Origin of the sequence: Streptomyces sp. NPDC005374, from assembly GCF_042872225.1 — a bacterium.
Taxonomy (GTDB): Bacteria; Actinomycetota; Actinomycetes; order Streptomycetales; family Streptomycetaceae; genus Streptomyces.
In genome coordinates this window covers 80,008-99,128 of the sequence record NZ_JBIAKA010000022.1, presented here as the reverse complement: position 1 = coordinate 99,128, position 19,121 = coordinate 80,008, and the positions used below count along the sequence as shown (strand labels likewise).

Here is a 19,121-nt window from a genome sequence, read left to right as displayed (position 1 = left end):
ATGCGCTTTTCACTCACAGGGCCGGTCCCGCGACCAGCAGGGCGAGCACGACCGCTCCGGTCGAACTGATCGCGGGGTTCTTGGCCTTGATGCCGATGGTGAGCAGCAGCATCCCGATGATGCCGCTGGCGCCGTACTTCCACTGCAAGGTCTGCTCGACACCGACTACGAAGACGGCGGCGAGGAGGGCGAGGGCCGGCATGTTGGTTCCTCCTTCGGGCTTCCGGGCGGACAGGGCGGGCGCGGAGGTAAAACTTCGACCAACTTAACCAAGTTGGTTACCAACTCTGACTATGTTGTCCCCACTTGGTGGTGGTTGATAAACAACTTCCGTACAACTCCCCATAGATGGATTGGAGTTGTAACGTTTGGTCGTGACCCAGGAGAACGTGGCAGTGAACGGCAGCAGAAGGCTCTCGCCCCAGGAAATCGCCGACACCCTGCGGGAACGCATCCGCGGCGGTGACCTCAAGGCGGGCGACCGCCTGCCCACCCAGGCCGAACTCGCCGAGGAGTTCGGAGTGGAACGGGGCACGGTCCGCCAGGCGCTGCGCGCACTGCAGGAGGACGGGTTGCTCAGCAACGTGAGCAAGGGGAGCCCGCCGCGGATCGCGGAGCGGGTACCGGTGACGGGTGAGCCGCAGCCGACGATGGTCGGCCTGGCGCCCCGCCTGTCGGAGGCGTTCACCGCCCCGCACGTCCGGATCGACGCGGCCTGCCTGACGGCGGAGACCCTGATGGTGGCCCTGGGCGAACCACTCCGACTCATCCACGAGGGCACCATCCACCCCGAGTCGATCGACGTCCGCATCCTGCTGCCGTCCCGGGACATCGCCCTGGCCTTCCCGGTCCCGGTCGAGGTTCTCGACGACGACAACCCGGTCCACCAGCGCTGGCTGACCCAGCGCAACGCCCAGGGCCACGTCCTGCGCCACAACCTCCAGGCCCTGCGCTCGTCCCACGGCATCGACGTCAACGTCAGATTCCGTGCACTGCCGTTCACACCGCCGGTGAAGCTGTATCTGCTGAACGGCACGGAGGCGTTGCTCGCGTACTACATGGTCACGCGCCGCGAGGAACTCTCCGACAGCGGAATGCTCGACATGTACGACGTCCTGGGCTCGGCTTCCCTTCTCTTCTCCTTCGACGAGAACGCCGGCCAACGCGACGCCGCATTCGTGGAGCAATCGCAGAAGTGGTTCAACGCCCTCTGGGAAACCATCACCACGGACCTGACACTCTCCTAGTGACTCCTCAGAAGACGCACACTGAACCGGTGACAGCAGAGACAGCACGACTCGCATCACTGGTCGCCTCCGCCCGGTACGTGCTCTGGGACATGGACGGGCCGATGTGCCGGTTGTTCGCGGGGTATCCGGCGCACGAGATAGCCGATGAACTGGTCCGGATGATCGACGGGTTGGGCATGGGCGCACTGCTGACCAAGCAGGAACGATCCGGCGACGATCCGCACGTGGCGCTGCGGGGTGTCCATGAACGGCATCGCGGAAGCGATCTGGTCCTCGCGCTGGAGGAATGGCTCACCCGGCGCGAACTGGAGGCCGTCCCCAAGGCGATGCCCACTCCGCACGCCGATCCGTTGATCAGGACGTGGTCGACGTTCGGCGTCAGGTTCGCGATCACCACCAACAACGCCGCCCTCGCGGCGACGGCGTACGTCGAGAGCCGTGGGCTGACCGGCTGCTTCCCGTACATCTACGGCCGTACGCCGAACCTGGATCTGATGAAACCGAACCCGCACTGCCTGGAAGAGGCCATCAAGGCCATGGGAGCCGTGCCATCGGCCACGCTGATGATCGGCGACGCGGACACGGACCTCCTGGCCGCACAACAGGCGGGGGTGTCGTTCCTCGGCTACGCGCGTAACGAGGACAAGGAGCGGATCCTGAGGCGTGCGGGCGCAGAGGTGGTTGTGCGCTCGATGGAGCAGATCTTGGACGTCCTGCGCAGCCTTCCCTGAGCTGTCGGCTGCACCGCAGGCACGTAACCGGTCCACCATGCCGTCCACTCCCCGTCCACTTCGATGAAGCTGATCAAGTACCGGTCCAATTGGACTGGCTTCTGTGAATGTGGTTGTGCCCTGGCCGGTTGATCGACTAACCAGCCTGTCAAATCTGGTCTGTTGGATCGGCAGATTTGACTGCATGCGGACCGAAACCGGTTTGAGTGGCCGGTACTGGAGGTACCGTCGCGGTGTGAGCGAAGAACGCGGCAAAGGAGCCAGCATCCTGGCAACGCTGCGGTCCCGTATCGCCGATGGCGAGTACCGGCCGGGCTCCAACCTGCCTGCGCAGCGTGCTCTGGCCGAAGAATTCGACGTCTCGCGCGACACGATCCAGCGTGTTCTGAACGAGCTGAGGATCGAGGGCTGGATCGAGTCCCGCCGGGGCAGTGGCTCGAAGGTCCGGGTGACGCTCCCCATACACGTGACGACGCAGACCAAGGTGCCGCCCGGCCGCATAGCACTCGGACCGTTTGTCGCCCGAGCCTTCGCTCAGCCAGTTGTGGAGCTGGACGTCTTCACCTTCACCTCGGAGAGCCTCGACACCCACATGCGGGTGCAGGCCGAGGCGATCCGTAGTGGCTTGATCCCTGCCCCCGAGCGCATCGCGCTCCGGATACTGCTGCCCTCGGACGAGATCGAGCTGCCGTATCCGCGGGCGAGGACGCCAAAGGACCCCGAGGCTGACGTGAAGGAGCTGAACAGGATCCTCCAGGCTCGGACTCGGGAGATCATCCGTCGGCATACTTCCTCTCTCCGCAACGCCCTGCGCAATCTCCAAAGCGACGGATTCGTGGCCGACGTGGAAGTGAAGGTCCGTGAGGTCCCGCTCGTTCCGACGCACAAGCTGTATTTGCGGCGTGGGGTCGAGGGGCTGCTCGGCCCGTACAAGATCGTGGAGCGCACGATCCTGATGGACGACGACACCGAGATCGACGCCTGGGACGTCCTGGGGCTGGGATCTACGTTGATACGGCTCGCTCATGACGAGGGTGATCCCAACGCCATCGGCTCCGTGTTCATGCAAAGCTGGCAAGACTGGTTCGATTCCTGTTGGCACCGCTACGACCCGTCCTGATTGCGTTGCTGTTCGTTACAATTCTCGAACGGTGTGAAGCCAAGGAGTGAAGTCTGTTTCAACTGGGTAGCCAGTTCTGAATAACCGCCCGACTCGGGACACTTGAGCACTACAGTGTGGTCCCTCTGTTGCTGCGCATAAAAATCGGAGGCGCCGCATAGTTGCTCAGGAGTGCCCGTGGGTAGTCCGTCCGGTCCCGCTACCGCGTTCGCGGGGCGGGCGGCCCGTGAGGCGCTCGGTGAGCTCGTGTCTCGTGCCAAGGCCGCCGGAAGGCGTACTCGTGGGCATCACAACCTGAACTACGTTGTTCCGGCCCCACCCTGGCTCGAAGCGCTGGTGGACCATGAATTCGTCATGGTGCGTCAGCGTCAGCGATCTGCGTTGCCCGTGGTGATCCGCACATGGCAGGACGAAGCGGAGATCCTCAAGGCGATCAGTGGTGCCCTTCCGCATGTACCGCGATGCCTACTGAAGTACGGCGACGTCGCGCTCATGAGTTACGTGGACGGCGTCCCCCTGTCGAGCGTCTGCCCGAACGGCAAGCCGGTGGACCAGCATCTGGTCCGGGCTCTGGCCGAACTGCTGGCGGACATGACACAGGTCGGCCGAAAAGAACTGCCGCCCCTGCCGCAGTCCTGGCCCCGCTCCAGCCGTGACAGCCGGGCCTTTCTGCGTACGCTGGCCCTGTCCACGGAAACACAGGTCCGCCAGCGCAACTGGGACAGGTTCGGTGGCCTGTTCGCGATGCTCGGCATCCCCGAGGACGCCATGGTGCGCTTCGCGGAACGTGTGCCCGCGATGATCAGTCGCCCGTTCAGCCTCCTGCATACAGACCTGCACCGCGACAACGTCATCGTGTCCTACGAGGCAGGGCCCCCGTTGATCTGCGTGGACTGGGAACTGGCCACCTACGGCGATCCGTTGCACGACCTCGCCACCCATCTTGTGCGCATGCGCTATCCAGATGACCAGTGGGACGAGGCAGTCGACGCGTGGCGGTCGGCGATGATGGAACGTCGTGCCAAGGCCGTCAACGGTCTGGAGCGCGACCTGCGGCACTATGTCGCCTTCGAGCGTGCCCAGTCGGTCTATCCGGACGTGATGCGCGCGGCGACCTCCCTTGGTGAATCGTTCGATCAGAGGGACCTGGACGCCGCGACCGAAGCGGTGTTCTGGGCGCTGCAAGCGGCCGAGGAGCCGCTGCGACTGAAGAACGTTCCGGACGAGAAGGCCATTGAGCGCATTCTCTTCCGCTGGAACGTGTCGCACGGCAAGCGCCACAGCCGTGACCGCGCGGTGTCATCGATCTCATGGATCCGTGATGATCGGGTCCCCGAACATCCGAAGTTCCCTGAGTCCGCAGTGCAGGAGGCCCTCTTCGAGGAGGGCGCCGCCTCGGCCGACCGGGTGTTCAAGGGAACGGCACACCTCAGTACCGCGGTGCGGGTAGAAGGGGTGTCTTACCCGGTGATGGTGCGGCGCAAAGTGGGTGCCGGCAGCCCCCGGGAGCGTCGGTTCCTGAGGGAGCACGCCGTGCTCCGGGCGATCGAGGATTCGGGTGTGGCGGTGCGCGCGCCACGCGTGCTGGCGTTGGGGACCAGCGAACTCGGAGACGAGTTCACCATCCATTCCTTCGAGGGGGCGAAGGGGGCGATCCGGTCACCCGAGCACCCTGCTGGTGGTCTTCTGCCGCATGAGGCGGACGACCTCGTGCAGCAGCTTCACGCCCTCACGCAGGTCGATTGCGCGAAGTTGACGGAGGACTCGTACACACCGGACTCGGGGTTCCACGAGCAACTGTGCGACGAGCTGATCCGCATGGTGTCGGATCTACCGAAGGAGACCCTTCAGTTGGCGGGGCAACTCGGGCTTCCGAAAAGCAGCTTCCGCCTCGAACAGATCCTCGGCCGGCACAAGGTGACTCCTCGACGTGCCGTACTCCTTCACGGAGACCTCAATCCGTGGAACATGATCCGCCGCGAGGACGGCACGGGACTGACCCTGATCGACTGGGAGATGGCCATGGTCGGCGATCCTCTTTACGACCTCGTCCGCCACATGCACCTCACCCCTACTCTCCCTGAGATCCGAACGCGCCTGTTCGACCGGTGGTCGCAGCTACTGCCGGAGGATTGCACCAGGGGTTGGGATCTCGACTGGCGCGTGTACCGCTGGATCGAGACCGTTCGTTCGGCCTACGTGGACCTGGACCGGCTGGTGACCAGGGACAGCCTCGAAGCTCCCAACGTCGCTCGTGCGGTGGACACCTACGCCATGACCTTGACCGCGGCGACCGCGACGCTGGGACTCGAGGCCAAGTCGACGGTCAACCCCTTCCTCACGCTCGCGCTACCGCATGCGGAGCAGGGGAACGTGACGGCCGAGATCTACGCCGAGGCGTGACGAAGAAGTCGGCAGGCAATTCGGTCCAGTGGACTGGCTACCGCCGCAAACTGGGTGCCCTGGCTTCTGCGCCAGGCCGAGTTGCCTGAAACCGGTTTGGTATGTGACGGGTAGCGGTAGGGGCGGCGTGTGAGTACCGGGAGTGTGGCTGACGAAGGCGGCCGGAAGTTCCAGGAACTGAAGAGCGCCTTGCTCGCGGACATCACAGAGGGCGAGTACGACGAAGGAGCCCTTATGCCGTCGCAGCGCGATCTCGCCGCGAGGTATCAGGTGTCACGCGACACCGTCCAGCGGGTGCTTCTGGTCCTGGTTCGCGAAGGCTGGATCGAGGCGCGTCAGGGCAGGGGCGCGGTGGTGCTGCGCACACAGACGATGAGGTCGAGTGCTCGCAGGTACCCTGTCGCGCGACGCGTGACCCTCGGACCGCTCATCGCTTCGGCATTCACCGCGCGCGATGTCGTACTGGACGTCTTCACCCTCACGTCGGAGGTCCTCTACACCCACGTGCGGGCACAGGAGGAACTCATCCGGGCCCGGGAGATCCAGCCCACCACGATCACCATCCGCATGCTGGTGCCGTCTGACGACCTACCACTGCCCTTTCCGTACGCGCCGGACGACCGGGCTGACGACAGGCCGCAGGAGCGCCTTCAGGGCATCAGGAAGTACCACACGGACAATCTCGTCCGTCGCCTCCAGGAGCTGGACAGGGACATCGACGGGCTGCGTGCCACGGTGGAGATCCGCCGGGTCCCTCTCGTGCCCTACTCGAAGCTCTACCTCTTCAACGGGGCTGAGGTGGTGACGGGGCCGTATGTGCCCTCCGAGCGGCCTATCACTCTCGATGACGGAACCTGCCTGGACGTCGTCGATGTCATGGGCTTCGACTCCACGTTGACCCATTGCGCCAAGGACGCCGACCCGGACTCCCAGGACTCGCTGATCGTGAGCAGTTGGCAGAGTTGGTTCGACTCGACGTGGCGGCTTCTGGCGACGTAACGAAGTGGGCACGGGGTTGTCAAGAGCTGCGGCACGTCCCGGACATGTTGGGCAGGTCTCGTCCCAAAGGACGCACCATGGCCATGCGAAGGGACGCGTCCCGCTATCGTGTGCATCCATTTGCCTGGATAGGCATCGTTTTCGATGCTTAGAACTAGCATTTCAGGAGCATCAGTGGCGATCGGAGCCTGGCCTGACCGCGGGGGCGAAGTCCGGAGTGCCGTTCTCTCGGCGTTTCGCCGGAACGGATATCTCTCTGAGATCTCCGTGGGAGCCCTGGTCGCCTCCCCCGGGGTCGCGGCCGACGTCCTGGCCAAAACCTGTCCGAACGACAAGCCGGTCGATTCCCTGGTCATCGCCGTACTGACCCGGTTCCTGGCCCAGTTGCCCCTCGTGCGCAAGGAGGTGCTGCCCGCGCTACCGACCGAGTGGCCGCGTAACGAGAGGGGCAGCAGGGAGTATCTGGACACGCTTGTTCGGTGTACCAGGCAGCGGATGCTCGAACCCAACTGGACTGCTCTTGGCGGGCTGTTCGCGGTGCTGGGCGTGCCCGGTGACGCCTTGGAGCGATTCGCCGAGCGGGTTCCCGCGATGGCCCGCCGTCCTTACGGGCTCCTGCTGACGAACCTCGGTCGGGACAACACCGTCGTCCTGGAGGGTCCCAGGCTCTCGGTGGCTCGTCTCGACTGGACCTCCGCGTCGTATGGTGACCCGTTGTCCGGACTGGCCGGCCATGTGGTGCGGATGCGTTATCCCGAGGACCAGGTGGACGAGGTCCTCCAGGAGTGGGCTCGCGAGATGCAGCGCACGAAGCCGTCGGCCGTCAGAGGTCTCGGCCGGGACCTTGGGTACTACCTCGACTTCGAGCGCATCCACGCCGGTTACGAAGATGTGATCCGGGCGGCGAAGTCGCTTGGCGACTCGGTCGAGGACTCCCTGCTGACAGCAGCGGCCGACGACATCGGTACGGCTCTGGAGCGCACGGCCAGCCTGTTCGGGATGTCCGAGGTGCCGTCCGAGAAGGAGATCGCGGATGCCCTGTACCGATGGCAGACGGCACGTATCGCGTGGGAGTCCGGAGAGTTGCCGGCTGTGCGGTTCCAGTGGCGGCGCGACAAACGGGTACCGGAGCGGGACGACTTCCCGCCCGAGCTGGTACGTCGTGCGCTGGCGATGGAGGGCCGCGCCCCGGCCGACCGGGTCTTCCGCGGGACGGCGCATCTCAACGCCGTCGTCCATCTGGAGGGCTGTGCGGACCCCGTGGTGGTCCGTCGGGAGACCTCGGCCGCGCCTCGACGTGAGAAGGCGTTGCTCACGGAGCATGCCGTCCTCCAGGTCATCGAGCGGTCCGGCGCGCAGGTCCGGGCGCCGCGCATCCTGGCTCTGGGGTACGACGATCGTGGGCGACACGTCGCGATCCACACGTACGAAGGACCCGGGGACGGGGCTCCTCAGCACCCCGTGGACGGGTTGTTGCCCGCCGAGGCGGACGAACTCGTCGATGGACTCGCCGCGCTCGCAAAGGTGGACCACTCGTCCCTGCCGGGCGGCGGGCCAACGGCCGACTTCTACGGCTGGCTGACCGCGCGTCTCGCCGATTTCGTCGACGAACTCCCCGCCGAGACCCTGGCGGCAGCCAGAGAAGGGGGCCTGCCGAACGGTGACGTGCTCCGGCAGATCCTCGGCCGCTACAAGGTGATGGAGCGTGCCCCCGTCCTGCTGCACGGCGACCTCAATCCCTGGAATCTGGTGCGTGCAGGGCGCCAAGGAGGACTGACCATCATCGACTGGGAGATGGGGATGATCGGTGACCCCCTCTACGACCTGGTCCGCCATCTGCATCTGACGCCGACGACCACCGAGATGCGAACGCGGATGTTCGAACGCTGGAGCAGGAAGCTTCCTTCCGAGTGTGTCGAGGGCTGGGAGCGGGACTGGCGCGTCTACCGCTGGATCGAGCAGACACGGTCGGCCTACGTCGACCTGGACCGGATGACCACAGGGGCCGCACTCGGTGTCCCGAACGTACGGCGGGCCTTCGACGCGTACGAGATGACCCTCTCGGCAGCCACGGGCTCGCTGGGACTGCGCAGACGGGTCGCGTCGCGAGTCCCGCCCCGCTCAGGGAGCCCTGACCCCGGTCCCCGCACCGGTGCGTAGGCTCGCCCCATGACCGAGCCCAGCCTGCGTGAGCGCAAGAAGCAGCAGATGTACGAGTCGGTGTCGGGGATCGCCGTCGGGCTGTTCCTGGAGAAGGGGTTCGACGCCGTCTCCGTTGCCGAGGTGGCCGCCGCCGCGGAGATCTCCAAGCCGACCCTGTTCCGGTACTTCCCGGCCAAGGAGGACCTCGTCCTTCATCGGATCGCCGATCACGAGGACGAGGCGGCGCGGGTGGTGGCCCAGTCGCAGGAGGCGCCCCTCGTCGCCCTGCGGCGGCATTTCCTCGACGGGCTCGAGCGGGAGGATCCCGTCACGGGGCTCAACGACCACCCGAACGTCCTCGCCTTCCACTCGCTGCTCTACGGCACCCCCGCCCTCGTCGCCCGTGCCCACGGCCACCTCGAGCGGCAGGAGGCCGCGCTCGCCGAGGCTCTCGGCGGGGACCTGGACGCTCGGCTGGCGGCCGGGCAGATCATCGCCGTGCGGCGGGTGCTCGCCATGGAGAACTGGCGGCGGATCGCGGCGGGGGAGTCGGTGGAGGACGTGCGGGGGGACGCGGTGGCGGCGGCGGAGAGGGCGTTCGGTTCGCTGGAACGCGCGCTCACCGCTTATGGGGCCCGGTAATAAATTTAACTCGGTTACGTTATTCGGTACGCTTGGTGGAATGACCTCCACCGAGCCCGGTCTCCGCCAGGAACTCCACCAGGAACGCGCGCACCACGACCTCTGCCGCGCCGCCCTCGCCGCCATGGTCGACGGCGCGCAGGAGCGGGTCGTCGTCGGCGAGGACGTATCCGCCTCCGGGGCCGACGCCGAAGTGCTCGGGTACCAGTTGCGCAGTCAGGCCAAGGAGATGCGGGAGCTGCCCGAAGGGCCTTTGTTCTTCGGGAAGTTGGACTTCGACCGCGGGGAGCACGGCGGGCAGGGTTACCACCTCGGGCGGCTGCGGATCAGCGAGCATCCCGCCGCCCCACCCCTAGTCGTCGACTGGCGGGCCCCCGTCTCCCGCGCCTTCTACCAGGCGAGCCCGCAGGACCCGCAGGGCGTCGCCGTGCGGCGGCGGTTCGGGTGGGCGCCGGGCAGCAAGGGGGAGTCCGCCGACCTCACCGGGCTGGAGGACGAGCACCTGAGCAGGGGGGAGTCGGGGCCGAGCGCCATCGTCAGCCGTGAGATCGAGCGGCCCCGCGTCGGACCCATGCGGGACATCGCCGCGACCATCCAGCCCGAGCAGGACACGCTCGTACGAGGGGACCTCGCCGTTTCCGTGTGCGTCCAGGGTGCTCCGGGGACCGGCAAGACCGCCGTCGGGCTGCACCGGGCCGCCTATCTGCTGTACACCCACCCGCAGCGCATCCGGCGTGGCGGCCTCCTCGTCCTCGGGCCCAACCGGACCTTCCTCTCCTACATCTCCCAGGTCCTTCCCGCGCTCGGCGAGACCGGCGTACGGCAGTCCACGCTCCACGACGAGATCGCCCGCCATCCGGTCAAGGGGACCGACAGCCGTGCCACCGCCGTCCTCAAGCACGATCCCCGGATGGCCCAGGTGCTGCGCCGGGCGCTCTACGCGCGCGTGTCGACCGAACAGGTCAACTCCCTGGAGATCAAGGACGATTCATACCGATGGCGGGTCGGCGCCGGTGAACTGGCGCGGATCGTGGCGGACGTACGGGAGGAGGAACCGCCGTACGGGACCGGGCGGGAGCGTGTGCGCGGTCGTGTGGTACGCGGTGTGCAGTTGCAGGCCGAGCGACGGGCCGGGCCGCAGAGCGGGGCGTGGGTGCAGCGGGTCTCGCGGTCCCGGGCGGTCGGGGCCTTCCTCGACGTCGTGTGGCCGAAGGTGCGACCCGAGGAGCTTCTGGCCGAACTCCTCACCGACCAGGCCGCGTTGGCCGGCTCCGCCGACGGGATCCTCGACCGCGACGAGCAACGGACCCTGCTGTGGGCCAAGCCGCCTCGGTCGTGGAGGTCGGCGCGCTGGTCGGCCGCGGATCTCGTGCTGCTCGACGAGATCGCCGGGCTGATCGAGCATCCCGAGGGATACGGCCATCTCGTCGTCGACGAGGCCCAGGACCTGTCGCCGATGGAGTGCCGGGTGATCGCCCGCCGGGCCCGTTTCGGGTCGCTGACCGTGCTCGGCGACCTGGCGCAGGGGACCACGCCCTGGGCGGCCCGCTCCTGGGACACCGTCCTGCGTCATCTCGGCAAGCCGGACGCGGCCGTCGTGCCGCTGACCATCGGGTTCCGGGTGCCGCAGGCGGTCGTAGGGCTCGCCAACCGACTCCTGGAGAGGCTGGACGTGGAGGTGCCGGCGGGGCGGTCCCTGCGCGGGGACGGGGAGTTGAGGGTGCGGGAGACGGGCCCGGGTGAGCTGGCGGACGCGGTCGTGGCCGCCGTACGGGACTCCCTCGCGTACGAGGGGTCCGTCGGGGTCGTCGCGGCCGACGCCGACGTGGAGGGGGTGCGCCAGGCCCTCGACGCGGCCGGGATCGCCTTCGCCGGGCCCGACGAGCTCGGGGCGCGGGTGAGTGTCGTACCGGCCGGTGACGTCAAGGGACTTGAGTACGACCATGTCGTGGCCGTCGAGCCCGCCGCGATCGCGGAGGCGGAGGAACGCGGACTGCACCGGCTGTACGTCGTGCTGACCCGGGCGGTGTCGCGGCTGGAGGTGGTGCACGGGCGGCCGTTGCCGTTCTAGCGCGACGGCCGCCCGCGGCCGCGTGTCAGGCGCCGGTGAGGAGCGGGATCAACTGCTCTTCCTCGTACGACAGATGGGCTTCAAGCTCGGTCGTCAGGCGGTCGACCTCCGTGCGTACGGAGGCGGGGTCCGGGTCGGTGAGCGCGGCGCGCAGCTTCTCCACCAGGGCCGCGATCCGCTCGTGTTCGGCGCGCAGGCGGTCGAGGACCGGGAGCGTTCCGGGGTGGCGGTCGGCCAGGAACGGGAACATGGCCAGGTCCTCACCGGTGTGATGGTTGTGCAGTCCCTGGCAGAACGTCAGGCAGTTCACCCGGAGTTGGGCGCCCAGGGTCGATCCGCCCTTCTCGTACGCCGCCATCTCCTGGCGGATCAGGGTGAGTTCGCGGCGGAAGGCGTCGTGGACGAGCTTGATGGCCTCGCCCGGAGAGGAGGCGTTGATGTTCGGTGGGCCGGGGCGGGAGATCTCGTGCAGGGCGACCACGGGGATGGCCCGGTCGGTCTTCTCCTGGTACGCGGCCCAGCCGCGGTCCGCCTCCACGGCCCGTGCGAACGCCTGGTCCCGCTCCTCGCCGGCCAGTGCGACGGCGTTCGCCTCGTAGGTGAACACACCGCTCTCGACGGTGACTTGAGGGTGTGCGACGAGGTTGCGGTACCAGTCGGGATGGCGAGGGGAGCCGCCCGCAGAGGCGATCACGAGGATGCGGTCGCCGCCGTCGGGAAGGTAGCCGACGGGGGTGGTGTGCGGGGTGCCGGTGCGGGCGCCGGTGGTGGTGAGCAGGATCAGGCGTCCGCCTTCGAAGGGGCCGCCGACCCGGCCGTGGTTCGCGCGGAACTCCTCGATGATCTGCCGGTTGAAGTCGTGGATGGGGTGGGGCACTCTCACTTCTTTCTCTCGCTGGTCTTCATGGAGGCGAAGGCGGAGAGAAAGGGGCGGGCTCCTGGCCCGCCCTGGCCTCATTCAGAGGCCGGGAACCCAACTCGCTCACGGCACAAGGCCGACCCGGCAGTCATGTGGGCACGGTAACGTCCGGGGCGTGATCGAGACCACCGAGTTTGCGGACATCCCCACGACCACTCTGGCCGATCTGCTGGGCCGCGAGCGCGTCATGGACATCGAGATCCGGCCGCTGTGGGGGCCGGTGCCGAGAGTCGCGGGGCCGGCGTTCACCGTACGGTGCCCTCCCGGCGACAACCTGATGCTGCACGCGGCGATCCACCGGGCGGAGCCCGGCTCGCTGATCGTGGTCGAGTCGGGGGACCTCGACTACGCGCTGGCGGGCGGAAACGTCTGCGCGGTGGCCCAGCGCCGGGGGATCGTCGCGTTCGTCGCCGACGGGCTGATCCGCGACCTCGCCGAGGTGCGGGAGGCCGGCTTCCCCGTGTTCGCCCGGGGCGTCATCCCGATCCCAGCCGCCAAGAAGGCCGTAGCGCCGCTGGGTGAGCCGGTGCGGTGCGGTGGGGTGCGGGTCGAGGCCGGTGACGTGGTGGTCGCCGACGAGGAGGGGGTCGTCGCCGTCCCCGCGGCGCGTCGGGCCGACATCCTGACCGCCGCCCGCGCCAGGCTGGCCGAGGAGGCCGCCGAGACGCTCGACGAGTGGGAGGCCGCGCACCGGGCCCGCGTCGACGAGCTTCTCGCGGCGGGCGGATTCGAGGGCTGACCGGCCTTGACACTGCTCTTCCTCGACGTCGACGGGACGCTGCTGCCGTTCGGGGCGGGACCGTATCCGGTGTACGAACCAGTGCCCGGGCCGGTGTTCCCGCTGTCCGGGACCGGCACCGGTCATCCGCTGCTGAACCGCGTCGACCCCGCACTCGGCGCCCGCCTCACGTCGCTGGGCTGCGAGGTGGTGTGGGCCACGACCTGGATGGACGATGCCGTCACCTGTCTGGCGCCCTGGCTCGGACTGCCCCGGCTCCCGCTGGTGGACTGGCCCGGATCGGACGAGGAAGAGCCTGCCGGTCTGCACTGGAAGACCCGTTCCCTCGTCTCCTGGGCGTCCAGCCGCCCCTTCGTCCGGCTCGACGACGAGATCACCAGAGCCGACCGGAACTGGGTGGCGGCCCACCATCCCGCTGAGGCTGATCGAGGAGTGGCTCGGCGCACGGTAGGGCGATATCGGGTGGTCGGCCCGGGCCCGTTCCCCCTACGGTCGCTCGCATGGCTGACGAGGGCTTCACTCACCCGCGGCTCGCCGCGATCTACGATCCGCTCGATCCCGGTCGCGGCGACCTCGACGCCTATCTCCGGATGGCGGAGGAGTTCGGGGCCAGGCAGGTGCTGGACATCGGCTGTGGGACAGGGGTGTTGGCGTTGCTGCTGGCCGCACGGGGGATCGGGGTCGTGGGTGTCGACCCCGCACTGGCCTCGCTCGACGTGGCCCGGAGGAAGCCGGGCGCCGAGCGGGTGCACTGGATCCACGGTGACGCGACCCGACTCCCCCCGCTGAGCGTCGACTTGGCGACCATGACGGACAACGTCGCGCAGCAGATCGCCGCATCGGATGCCTGGCGGAAGACACTGCGGGGCGCTCACGCGGCACTACGGCCCGGCGGGCGGCTGGTGTTCGAGACGCGGGACCCGGCCCGGCGGGCCTGGGAGGAGTGGAACCGGGAGCTGACGTACGCCGTGACGGACGTGCCCGGTGCCGGGGTGGTGGAGAGCTGGGTCGAAGTCACCGCGGTGGAGGGGCAATTGGTGTCGTTCCGGTGGACCTATGTGTTCGCCGCGGACGGACAGGTGCTGACCTCGGACTCGACGTTGCGCTTCCGGGAGCGGGAGGAGATCGCGGCGGAACTGCTCGCGCAGGGGTTCGTCGTGGAGGACGTATGCGATGCGCCGGACCGGCCGGGCAGGGAGTTCGTGTTCGTGGCGCGGCGCCCGTAGCGGTGGTGGCGGGGGATGTCACATTCGCGCGGCCGCCGGTGTCTTCATGCCGAACCGGTCATCATCCAAGGAGGACACCATGGCGCTTCGCGTTCCGAAGGCCGAGCTCGCCCCCGAGCTCAGGGAAAGCATGATTCAGCAGTTCGGTGCCGTGTTCGAGCCCGCCGAGGTGAGCTGGCACAACCCCCAAGTCGTCGAGGCTGCGGGCGAGTTCGGGGAGAAGGTGCGTGCCTGGGACACGGCCGACGAGAGCCTCAAGACCTTCGCGCACATGGCCGTCGCGGCACAGGTCGGATGCAGCTGGTGCCTCGACATCAACTACTTCCAGGCGCAGAACCAGAAACTGGACCTGACCAAGGCCAGCCAGGTGCCGCGGTGGCGTGAGTCGGAGGTGTTCACGCCGCTGGAGCGGGACGTGCTGGAGTACGCCGAGGCCATGACGGACACGCCGCCGACCGTCACCGACGAGTTGTCGGAGAGGCTGCTCGACCGGCTCGGCCCGGCGGCACTGGTCGAGCTCACGGCGGCCATCGCCTTCGCCAACCTGTCGACCAGGAACAACACGGCCCTCGGTATCACCTCGCAGGGCTTCTCCGACGCCTGCGAGATCCCGTTGGTCATGGGCCCCGGCTCCGGTGCGGCACCGTCGGCATGACCGACCCCTTCGTCACCCACCGCAGCCTGCTGTTCACCGTCGCCTACGAGATGCTCGGCTCGGCGTCCGACGCGGAGGACGTGCTCCAGGAGTCCTGGCTGCGGTGGGCGGACGTCGACCGCTCGCAGGTGCGGGAGCCACGGGCGTACCTCGTCCGGATCGTCACCCGGCAGTCGCTCAACCGGCTGCGGACCGTGTCCCGCAGCCGCGAGGACTATGTCGGTGAGTGGCTGCCGGAACCGCTGCTGACCAGCCCCGACGTCGCCGAGGACGTCGAGCTTGCGGAGAGCGTCTCCATCGCCGTGCTGACGGTCCTGGAGACGCTCGGGCCCACCGAACGCGCGGTGTTCGTCCTCCGCGAGGTCTTCGACCTGCCGTACGGCGAGATCGCCGAGGCCACGGGGAAGTCGGTGGCCGCGGTACGGCAGATCGCTCGGCGGGCCCGTGATCATGTGGCGGCCCGACGGCCCCGGGTGCGGGTGAGCCGGTCGGAGCAGCGGGCCGTGGTGGAGCGATTCCTTCTCGCACTGCGCACCGGACAGTTGCAGGAGTTGATGGAGGTCCTCGCACCGGATGTGGTCATGATCGCCGACGGCGGCGGGCTGGTGAACGCGGTGCTGGTGCCGGTCCACGGGGTCGAAACGGTGGCGAAACTGCTCGCGCGCGCCAACCAGTTGGTGGTCACGTTCGAGGCGACGAGCGTGTGGCTGAACGGCGAACCCGCGGTACGGCTCGACTTCGACGGCGAGACGTCCACGGTGAGCCTCGCGGTGGAGGACGGGCGGATCACCCGGATCTACGTGGTGAGAAACCCCGAGAAGCTGTCGCGACTGGACGAGCCGGCCGAACTCAGCAGGTGAGTGAGGTGTCCGGCCGCCCGCACCGACGACAGCGCACGGCCCCGACCGGGCGAACCGGTCGGGGCCATGCGCGGTCACTCGGCCCGCATCACCTGGCGGGGTGGATGCGCGGGTGGATGTCCGGGTGGGTCAGCGGCGGGAGCCGTCGCGGTCGTGGCCGTTGTGACCGTCGTGGCGGTCGTGGCCACGGTGGTGGCGGCCCCAGGACTCGTCGTCGACGAAGCGGCCGTGGTCGTTGCGCAGGGTGGCCGTGTCGGAACGGTCGTCCCACACGTAGTCGCGGCGGTCCTGGAACAGGTCGGTGGCGGTGTCGTGACCCTGGCCGGTGTGGATGCGGACCGTGGCGCGGCCGTCGAGACGGTAGTGGTGGAAGGTGTAGGTCTGACCGTCCTTGTTCCTCAGGGTCCAGCCGTCGAGGTTGACCGTGCGGCGCGTGGTGTTCTTGAGCTCCACCCACTCCTTGTTCAGCGAGTGCCGCGAGCGGTCGTCACGCCCGGGAGAGTCGTACTGCACCGCGCTGATCTCCACCTTCGCCCGCTCGGGCCGGGCGTGGTCGGCCGCCGACGCCGGCAGCGCCACCGCCCCGACGATGGCGGCGGCGGTGAGAGCCGCGGCGGAGATGCGACGGGCGGTCACAGTGGAAGAAGACACAAAGCCCCCTGGCTGTACGAGCACCCACCTGTCCCGGGCCCTGACAGCGGACCGGGTGGAACGGGTTGGTGCGGTGTGCGGGTGGCGGCCGGTCGGCCGCGCCCTCACACCATGGCCGCGTCGTGCAGGTTGTGAAAGCAATACGGGCGCTCCGTTACCGTTCGCCCATGTCGTTGTAATTCTCGTGTGTAACGTCCATTTATGTGGCGAATGCGCCAGGTTGACGCTCCTGCGCTCCGGCAACCCTTATGGGCCTTGATCCGAAGTCTCCGACCGCCAGTCCGCGCCACCCTGGTCCCAGCTGGATCGTCACCCGAAAGTGAGTAACAGGGAGGCGGATGGTCCCGCTGCTCGGCCCGCGCGAGCGTCATGGGCGGGCAGATGCCCGGCGGAGGAGCTCGGTGCGATCGGGGGCGAGGAGGAAGGGCAGCAAGGCTCGCAGAGCGGTGGCGAAGGCGCGGACACGAAGTGCGGCCAGCCGGGCGCTGCTTGCGGTGCCGGGCAGATGGTTGACGGCTCCGAGGCCGCACTCGGCGTAGAGCTGAGCAAAGTCTGCGCGGGCCTTGGGGCCGGAGTCCCTCAAGGCGTAGACGCTCGCGAGCACTTCGGCTTCGTTCTTCCAGAAGTAGTGGTAGACGGTGATCCGCAGGCCGTGACCGGCAAAGTCGAAACCGCCCTCGATGTCGTGGGGCCCGGCAAATCCCGCGTCCGTCAGGAACCCGAAGACCTCCCGCCCGAGCCGGCGGACCGCTTCCTCCGGCGTCTCCCGCTTGCCCATCCAGCCATCGTCCGGCGGACCGGTCGCCTCCGCCAGACCCGGGAAAGGCATGGGAAAGGCATGGGACGAGCAAGCCGGTATCGAGAGCGTGCCTTGCCCCGTCTCGGTCGACCCGAGCCATCGCGAGGCAGCGGGGCCGGCTCCTTGACCTCGAGCAAAGTCGAGGTCTTGGCGTGCCGTGGACGTGATCAACGGCTGACGACAGGGAGAGATGACGATGATCCTCGTGACCGGCGCGACCGGGAACATCGGGAGTGCCTTGCTGAGGGGGTCGGCCCTGTCCGGTGCCGCACCTGTGCGAGGTCTCACCGTGCTGTGGGACAGGTCTCGTTCCCCGAGGGGGTGGAAGCCGTTGAGGGCGATCTCGCCCAGGTGGAGTCCCCTGAAGGCCGCGTTGGAGGGGGTGCGCTCGCTGTTCCTCTCACGCCGTTGGTCGTGTTGCCTCCGGCAGGGGTGTCCGGTCGCGCCTGGAGGGTGGTCCCTCTCCCAGGAGGCGCTCACCAACACGCGCAAGCACGGCGGACCGACACGTCGTGTGACACCTACGGCTTGGCCGACGAGGTGACCGGCGATCCGGCTGGGATCGCGGAGTCCGGCACCCCCGCGTAGTCGGGCAGCTCGACGCCGTTGATCGCGCGCCCGACCAGCTCGGTGAACCATTCGCCGGCGAAATCAGGGCGCGGCTCGGCGTCCGGCCCGGGGACCTCGCGGCTGCGGGCGTTCAACCGGCCGATCTCCTGGTTGGCCTCGACGAACGAGCGCATCCGCGCCTCGTAGCGGGCGAACCCGGCCTCGGGGTCCCAGCCGGCAGCGGCCAGCTCTCCGGCCAGCAGGTAGGCACCGACCAGGGCCAGCCCGGTGCCCTGTCCGGACATCGGCGACGAGCTGAACGCCGCGTCCCCGAGCAACCCCACCCGTCCGCTCGACCAGCGGTCCAACACCACCTGGGCGACCTGGTCGAGGTAGAAGTCCGGGGTGTCGTCCAGGTGCGCGAGGATGTCCGGGGTCAACCAGCCCAGGCCCGCCATCCGTTCACGCAGCAGGCGCTTCTGGGCCGCGACGTCACGGTGGTCGACGTCGAAGTCGGCCGAGGGGACGTAGAACATGGCCATCGCCCGGGTGGCGTCCTGGATGGGCCGCAGCAGGGCGGAGCGCCCGGACTCCTGGTCCTGGTACTCGAGAAGCCAGCGGTCCAGCCCGAACTCGTTGGGCACACTGTAGAAGGCCAGCACGTGCCCGAGATGGCGGAGGAACCGCTCATGCGGCCCGAAGACCATCGCCCGCAGCTCCGAGTGCAGCCCGTCGGCCCCGACCACCAGGTCGAAGCGCCGCCTGTCGCCGCCCGCGAAGACCACGTCGACCCCGTCCGGGTCCTGGGCGAGCTCGGCGATTCGGTCGCCGAAGATGTACTCGACGCCGTCGCGGGTGTCGTCGTAGAGCACCTGGGACAGGTCCCCGCGCAGGATCTCGATGTCCGCGATGAAGCCGTCGCCACCGTCGTCGTCCGCGCGGAAGGTCTCCAGCACCTGCCCGTCCGCGTCCACGGTGTGCGCGCCGGCGGTGTCGGTGCACGCGGCCCGCACCTCCGCGTCCAGCCCCATGAGCCCGATCACCTCCTTGGCGACCCCGCGCGCGTCCACCGCCTGCCCGCCGGGACGCAGCTCGGGAGCCCGCTCCACCACGGTCACCTCGGCTCCCCGCCGGCGCAGCCAGTGGGCCAGCGCGGGTCCCGCGATACTCGCTCCCGCCACCAACACCCTGGGACCGTTCCCCCGTGTCCCCGGCCCGCCGGTCCGGACGGTGTGCTCCCGCTCGGAGTCGTCGACGCTCATCACAGCCTCCATCTGGCTTCCTCCCGCGCCGGAACGTCCCCGGCGCAGGCCCACCGCTGTCGGTGCATCCAGCCGTATCGACCACGGATCCGCACAGAACTCA

General features: G+C 68.4%; 17 protein-coding genes and 2 pseudogenes. 14 read left to right on the top strand and 5 right to left on the bottom strand.

Annotated elements, in window-relative coordinates:
• Positions 1-13: 13 nt before the first annotated feature.
• The gene (locus ACFYRX_RS40540) at positions 14-202 is read right to left on the bottom strand and encodes a hypothetical protein (RefSeq protein WP_389111588.1); all 189 of its coding nucleotides are present in this window, start codon (positions 200-202) and stop codon (positions 14-16) included.
• Between the two features lie 166 nt (positions 203-368).
• Here ACFYRX_RS40540 and ACFYRX_RS40535 point away from each other — a divergent pair, with 166 nt between their 5' ends.
• The 8 genes from ACFYRX_RS40535 (at position 369) to ACFYRX_RS40500 (ending at position 11,358) form a co-directional block, all read left to right on the top strand.
• On the top strand, positions 369-1,247 hold the full coding sequence (locus tag ACFYRX_RS40535; protein ID WP_389111586.1) for a winged helix-turn-helix domain-containing protein: 879 nt from the start codon (positions 369-371) through the stop codon (positions 1,245-1,247).
• Positions 1,196-1,981, top strand: coding sequence for an HAD family hydrolase (locus tag ACFYRX_RS40530; RefSeq protein ID WP_389111583.1), 786 nt, complete (start codon positions 1,196-1,198; stop codon positions 1,979-1,981). The genes ACFYRX_RS40535 and ACFYRX_RS40530 overlap by 52 nt, the downstream gene beginning before the upstream one ends.
• 235 nt (positions 1,982-2,216) lie before the next feature.
• Entirely contained in the window at positions 2,217-3,101 is an 885-nt protein-coding gene (locus ACFYRX_RS40525; protein ID WP_389111580.1) for a GntR family transcriptional regulator, read from the top strand.
• A 177-nt stretch (positions 3,102-3,278) separates the two neighbouring features.
• Complete coding sequence (locus ACFYRX_RS40520; protein WP_389111578.1) at positions 3,279-5,504, top strand: phosphotransferase; 2,226 nt, start codon at positions 3,279-3,281, stop codon at positions 5,502-5,504.
• A gap of 129 nt (positions 5,505-5,633) precedes the next feature.
• Positions 5,634-6,503 (top strand): GntR family transcriptional regulator, encoded by an 870-nt coding sequence (locus ACFYRX_RS40515; RefSeq protein WP_389111575.1) that lies wholly within the window; start codon positions 5,634-5,636, stop codon positions 6,501-6,503.
• Positions 6,504-6,770: 267 nt separating this feature from the next.
• Positions 6,771-8,663 (top strand): phosphotransferase family protein, encoded by a 1,893-nt coding sequence (locus tag ACFYRX_RS40510; RefSeq protein WP_389111573.1) that lies wholly within the window; start codon positions 6,771-6,773, stop codon positions 8,661-8,663.
• A 9-nt stretch (positions 8,664-8,672) separates the two neighbouring features.
• Complete coding sequence (locus ACFYRX_RS40505) at positions 8,673-9,287, top strand: TetR family transcriptional regulator (RefSeq protein WP_389111571.1); 615 nt, start codon at positions 8,673-8,675, stop codon at positions 9,285-9,287.
• Positions 9,288-9,327: 40 nt separating this feature from the next.
• Positions 9,328-11,358 (top strand): HelD family protein, encoded by a 2,031-nt coding sequence (locus ACFYRX_RS40500; protein WP_389111568.1) that lies wholly within the window; start codon positions 9,328-9,330, stop codon positions 11,356-11,358.
• A gap of 25 nt (positions 11,359-11,383) precedes the next feature.
• Here ACFYRX_RS40500 and ACFYRX_RS40495 read toward each other — a convergent pair whose 3' ends face one another.
• The gene (locus ACFYRX_RS40495; RefSeq protein WP_389111565.1) at positions 11,384-12,235 is read right to left on the bottom strand and encodes a nitroreductase/quinone reductase family protein; all 852 of its coding nucleotides are present in this window, start codon (positions 12,233-12,235) and stop codon (positions 11,384-11,386) included.
• 157 nt (positions 12,236-12,392) lie between these two features.
• Here ACFYRX_RS40495 and ACFYRX_RS40490 point away from each other — a divergent pair, with 157 nt between their 5' ends.
• The 5 genes and pseudogenes from ACFYRX_RS40490 (at position 12,393) to ACFYRX_RS40470 (ending at position 15,757) form a co-directional block, all read left to right on the top strand.
• Entirely contained in the window at positions 12,393-13,016 is a 624-nt protein-coding gene (locus ACFYRX_RS40490) for an RraA family protein (RefSeq protein WP_389111562.1), read from the top strand.
• 6 nt (positions 13,017-13,022) lie between these two features.
• Positions 13,023-13,439: pseudogene (locus ACFYRX_RS40485) on the top strand (hypothetical protein); the annotation flags it as partial.
• A 77-nt stretch (positions 13,440-13,516) separates the two neighbouring features.
• Positions 13,517-14,242, top strand: a complete 726-nt coding sequence (locus ACFYRX_RS40480; RefSeq protein ID WP_389111559.1) for a class I SAM-dependent methyltransferase — start codon at positions 13,517-13,519, stop codon at positions 14,240-14,242.
• Positions 14,243-14,321: 79 nt separating this feature from the next.
• Complete coding sequence (locus ACFYRX_RS40475; protein ID WP_389111557.1) at positions 14,322-14,897, top strand: carboxymuconolactone decarboxylase family protein; 576 nt, start codon at positions 14,322-14,324, stop codon at positions 14,895-14,897.
• On the top strand, positions 14,894-15,757 hold the full coding sequence (locus tag ACFYRX_RS40470; RefSeq protein WP_389111555.1) for an RNA polymerase sigma-70 factor: 864 nt from the start codon (positions 14,894-14,896) through the stop codon (positions 15,755-15,757). Before ACFYRX_RS40475 ends, ACFYRX_RS40470 begins: the two co-directional genes overlap by 4 nt.
• 129 nt (positions 15,758-15,886) lie before the next feature.
• On the opposite strand, the gene ACFYRX_RS40465 is transcribed toward ACFYRX_RS40470, so the two are convergent.
• Both ACFYRX_RS40465 and ACFYRX_RS40460 read right to left on the bottom strand, forming a co-directional pair.
• Positions 15,887-16,408: a lamin tail domain-containing protein gene (locus ACFYRX_RS40465; protein WP_389111552.1), complete on the bottom strand. Its 522-nt coding sequence runs from the start codon at positions 16,406-16,408 to the stop codon at positions 15,887-15,889.
• A 367-nt stretch (positions 16,409-16,775) separates the two neighbouring features.
• Positions 16,776-17,237 carry a hypothetical protein gene (locus ACFYRX_RS40460; RefSeq protein WP_389111549.1) on the bottom strand — a complete coding sequence of 154 codons (462 nt, stop codon included), beginning with the start codon at positions 17,235-17,237 and terminating at the stop codon, positions 16,776-16,778.
• A gap of 166 nt (positions 17,238-17,403) precedes the next feature.
• Here ACFYRX_RS40460 and ACFYRX_RS40455 point away from each other — a divergent pair.
• A pseudogene (locus ACFYRX_RS40455) lies at positions 17,404-17,616 on the top strand (NAD(P)H-binding protein); the annotation flags it as partial.
• Positions 17,617-17,728: 112 nt separating this feature from the next.
• On the opposite strand, the gene ACFYRX_RS40450 reads toward ACFYRX_RS40455, so the two are convergent.
• Positions 17,729-19,018, bottom strand: coding sequence for an FAD-dependent monooxygenase (locus ACFYRX_RS40450; protein ID WP_389111547.1), 1,290 nt, complete (start codon positions 19,016-19,018; stop codon positions 17,729-17,731).
• Between the last annotated feature and the right edge of the window lie 103 nt (positions 19,019-19,121).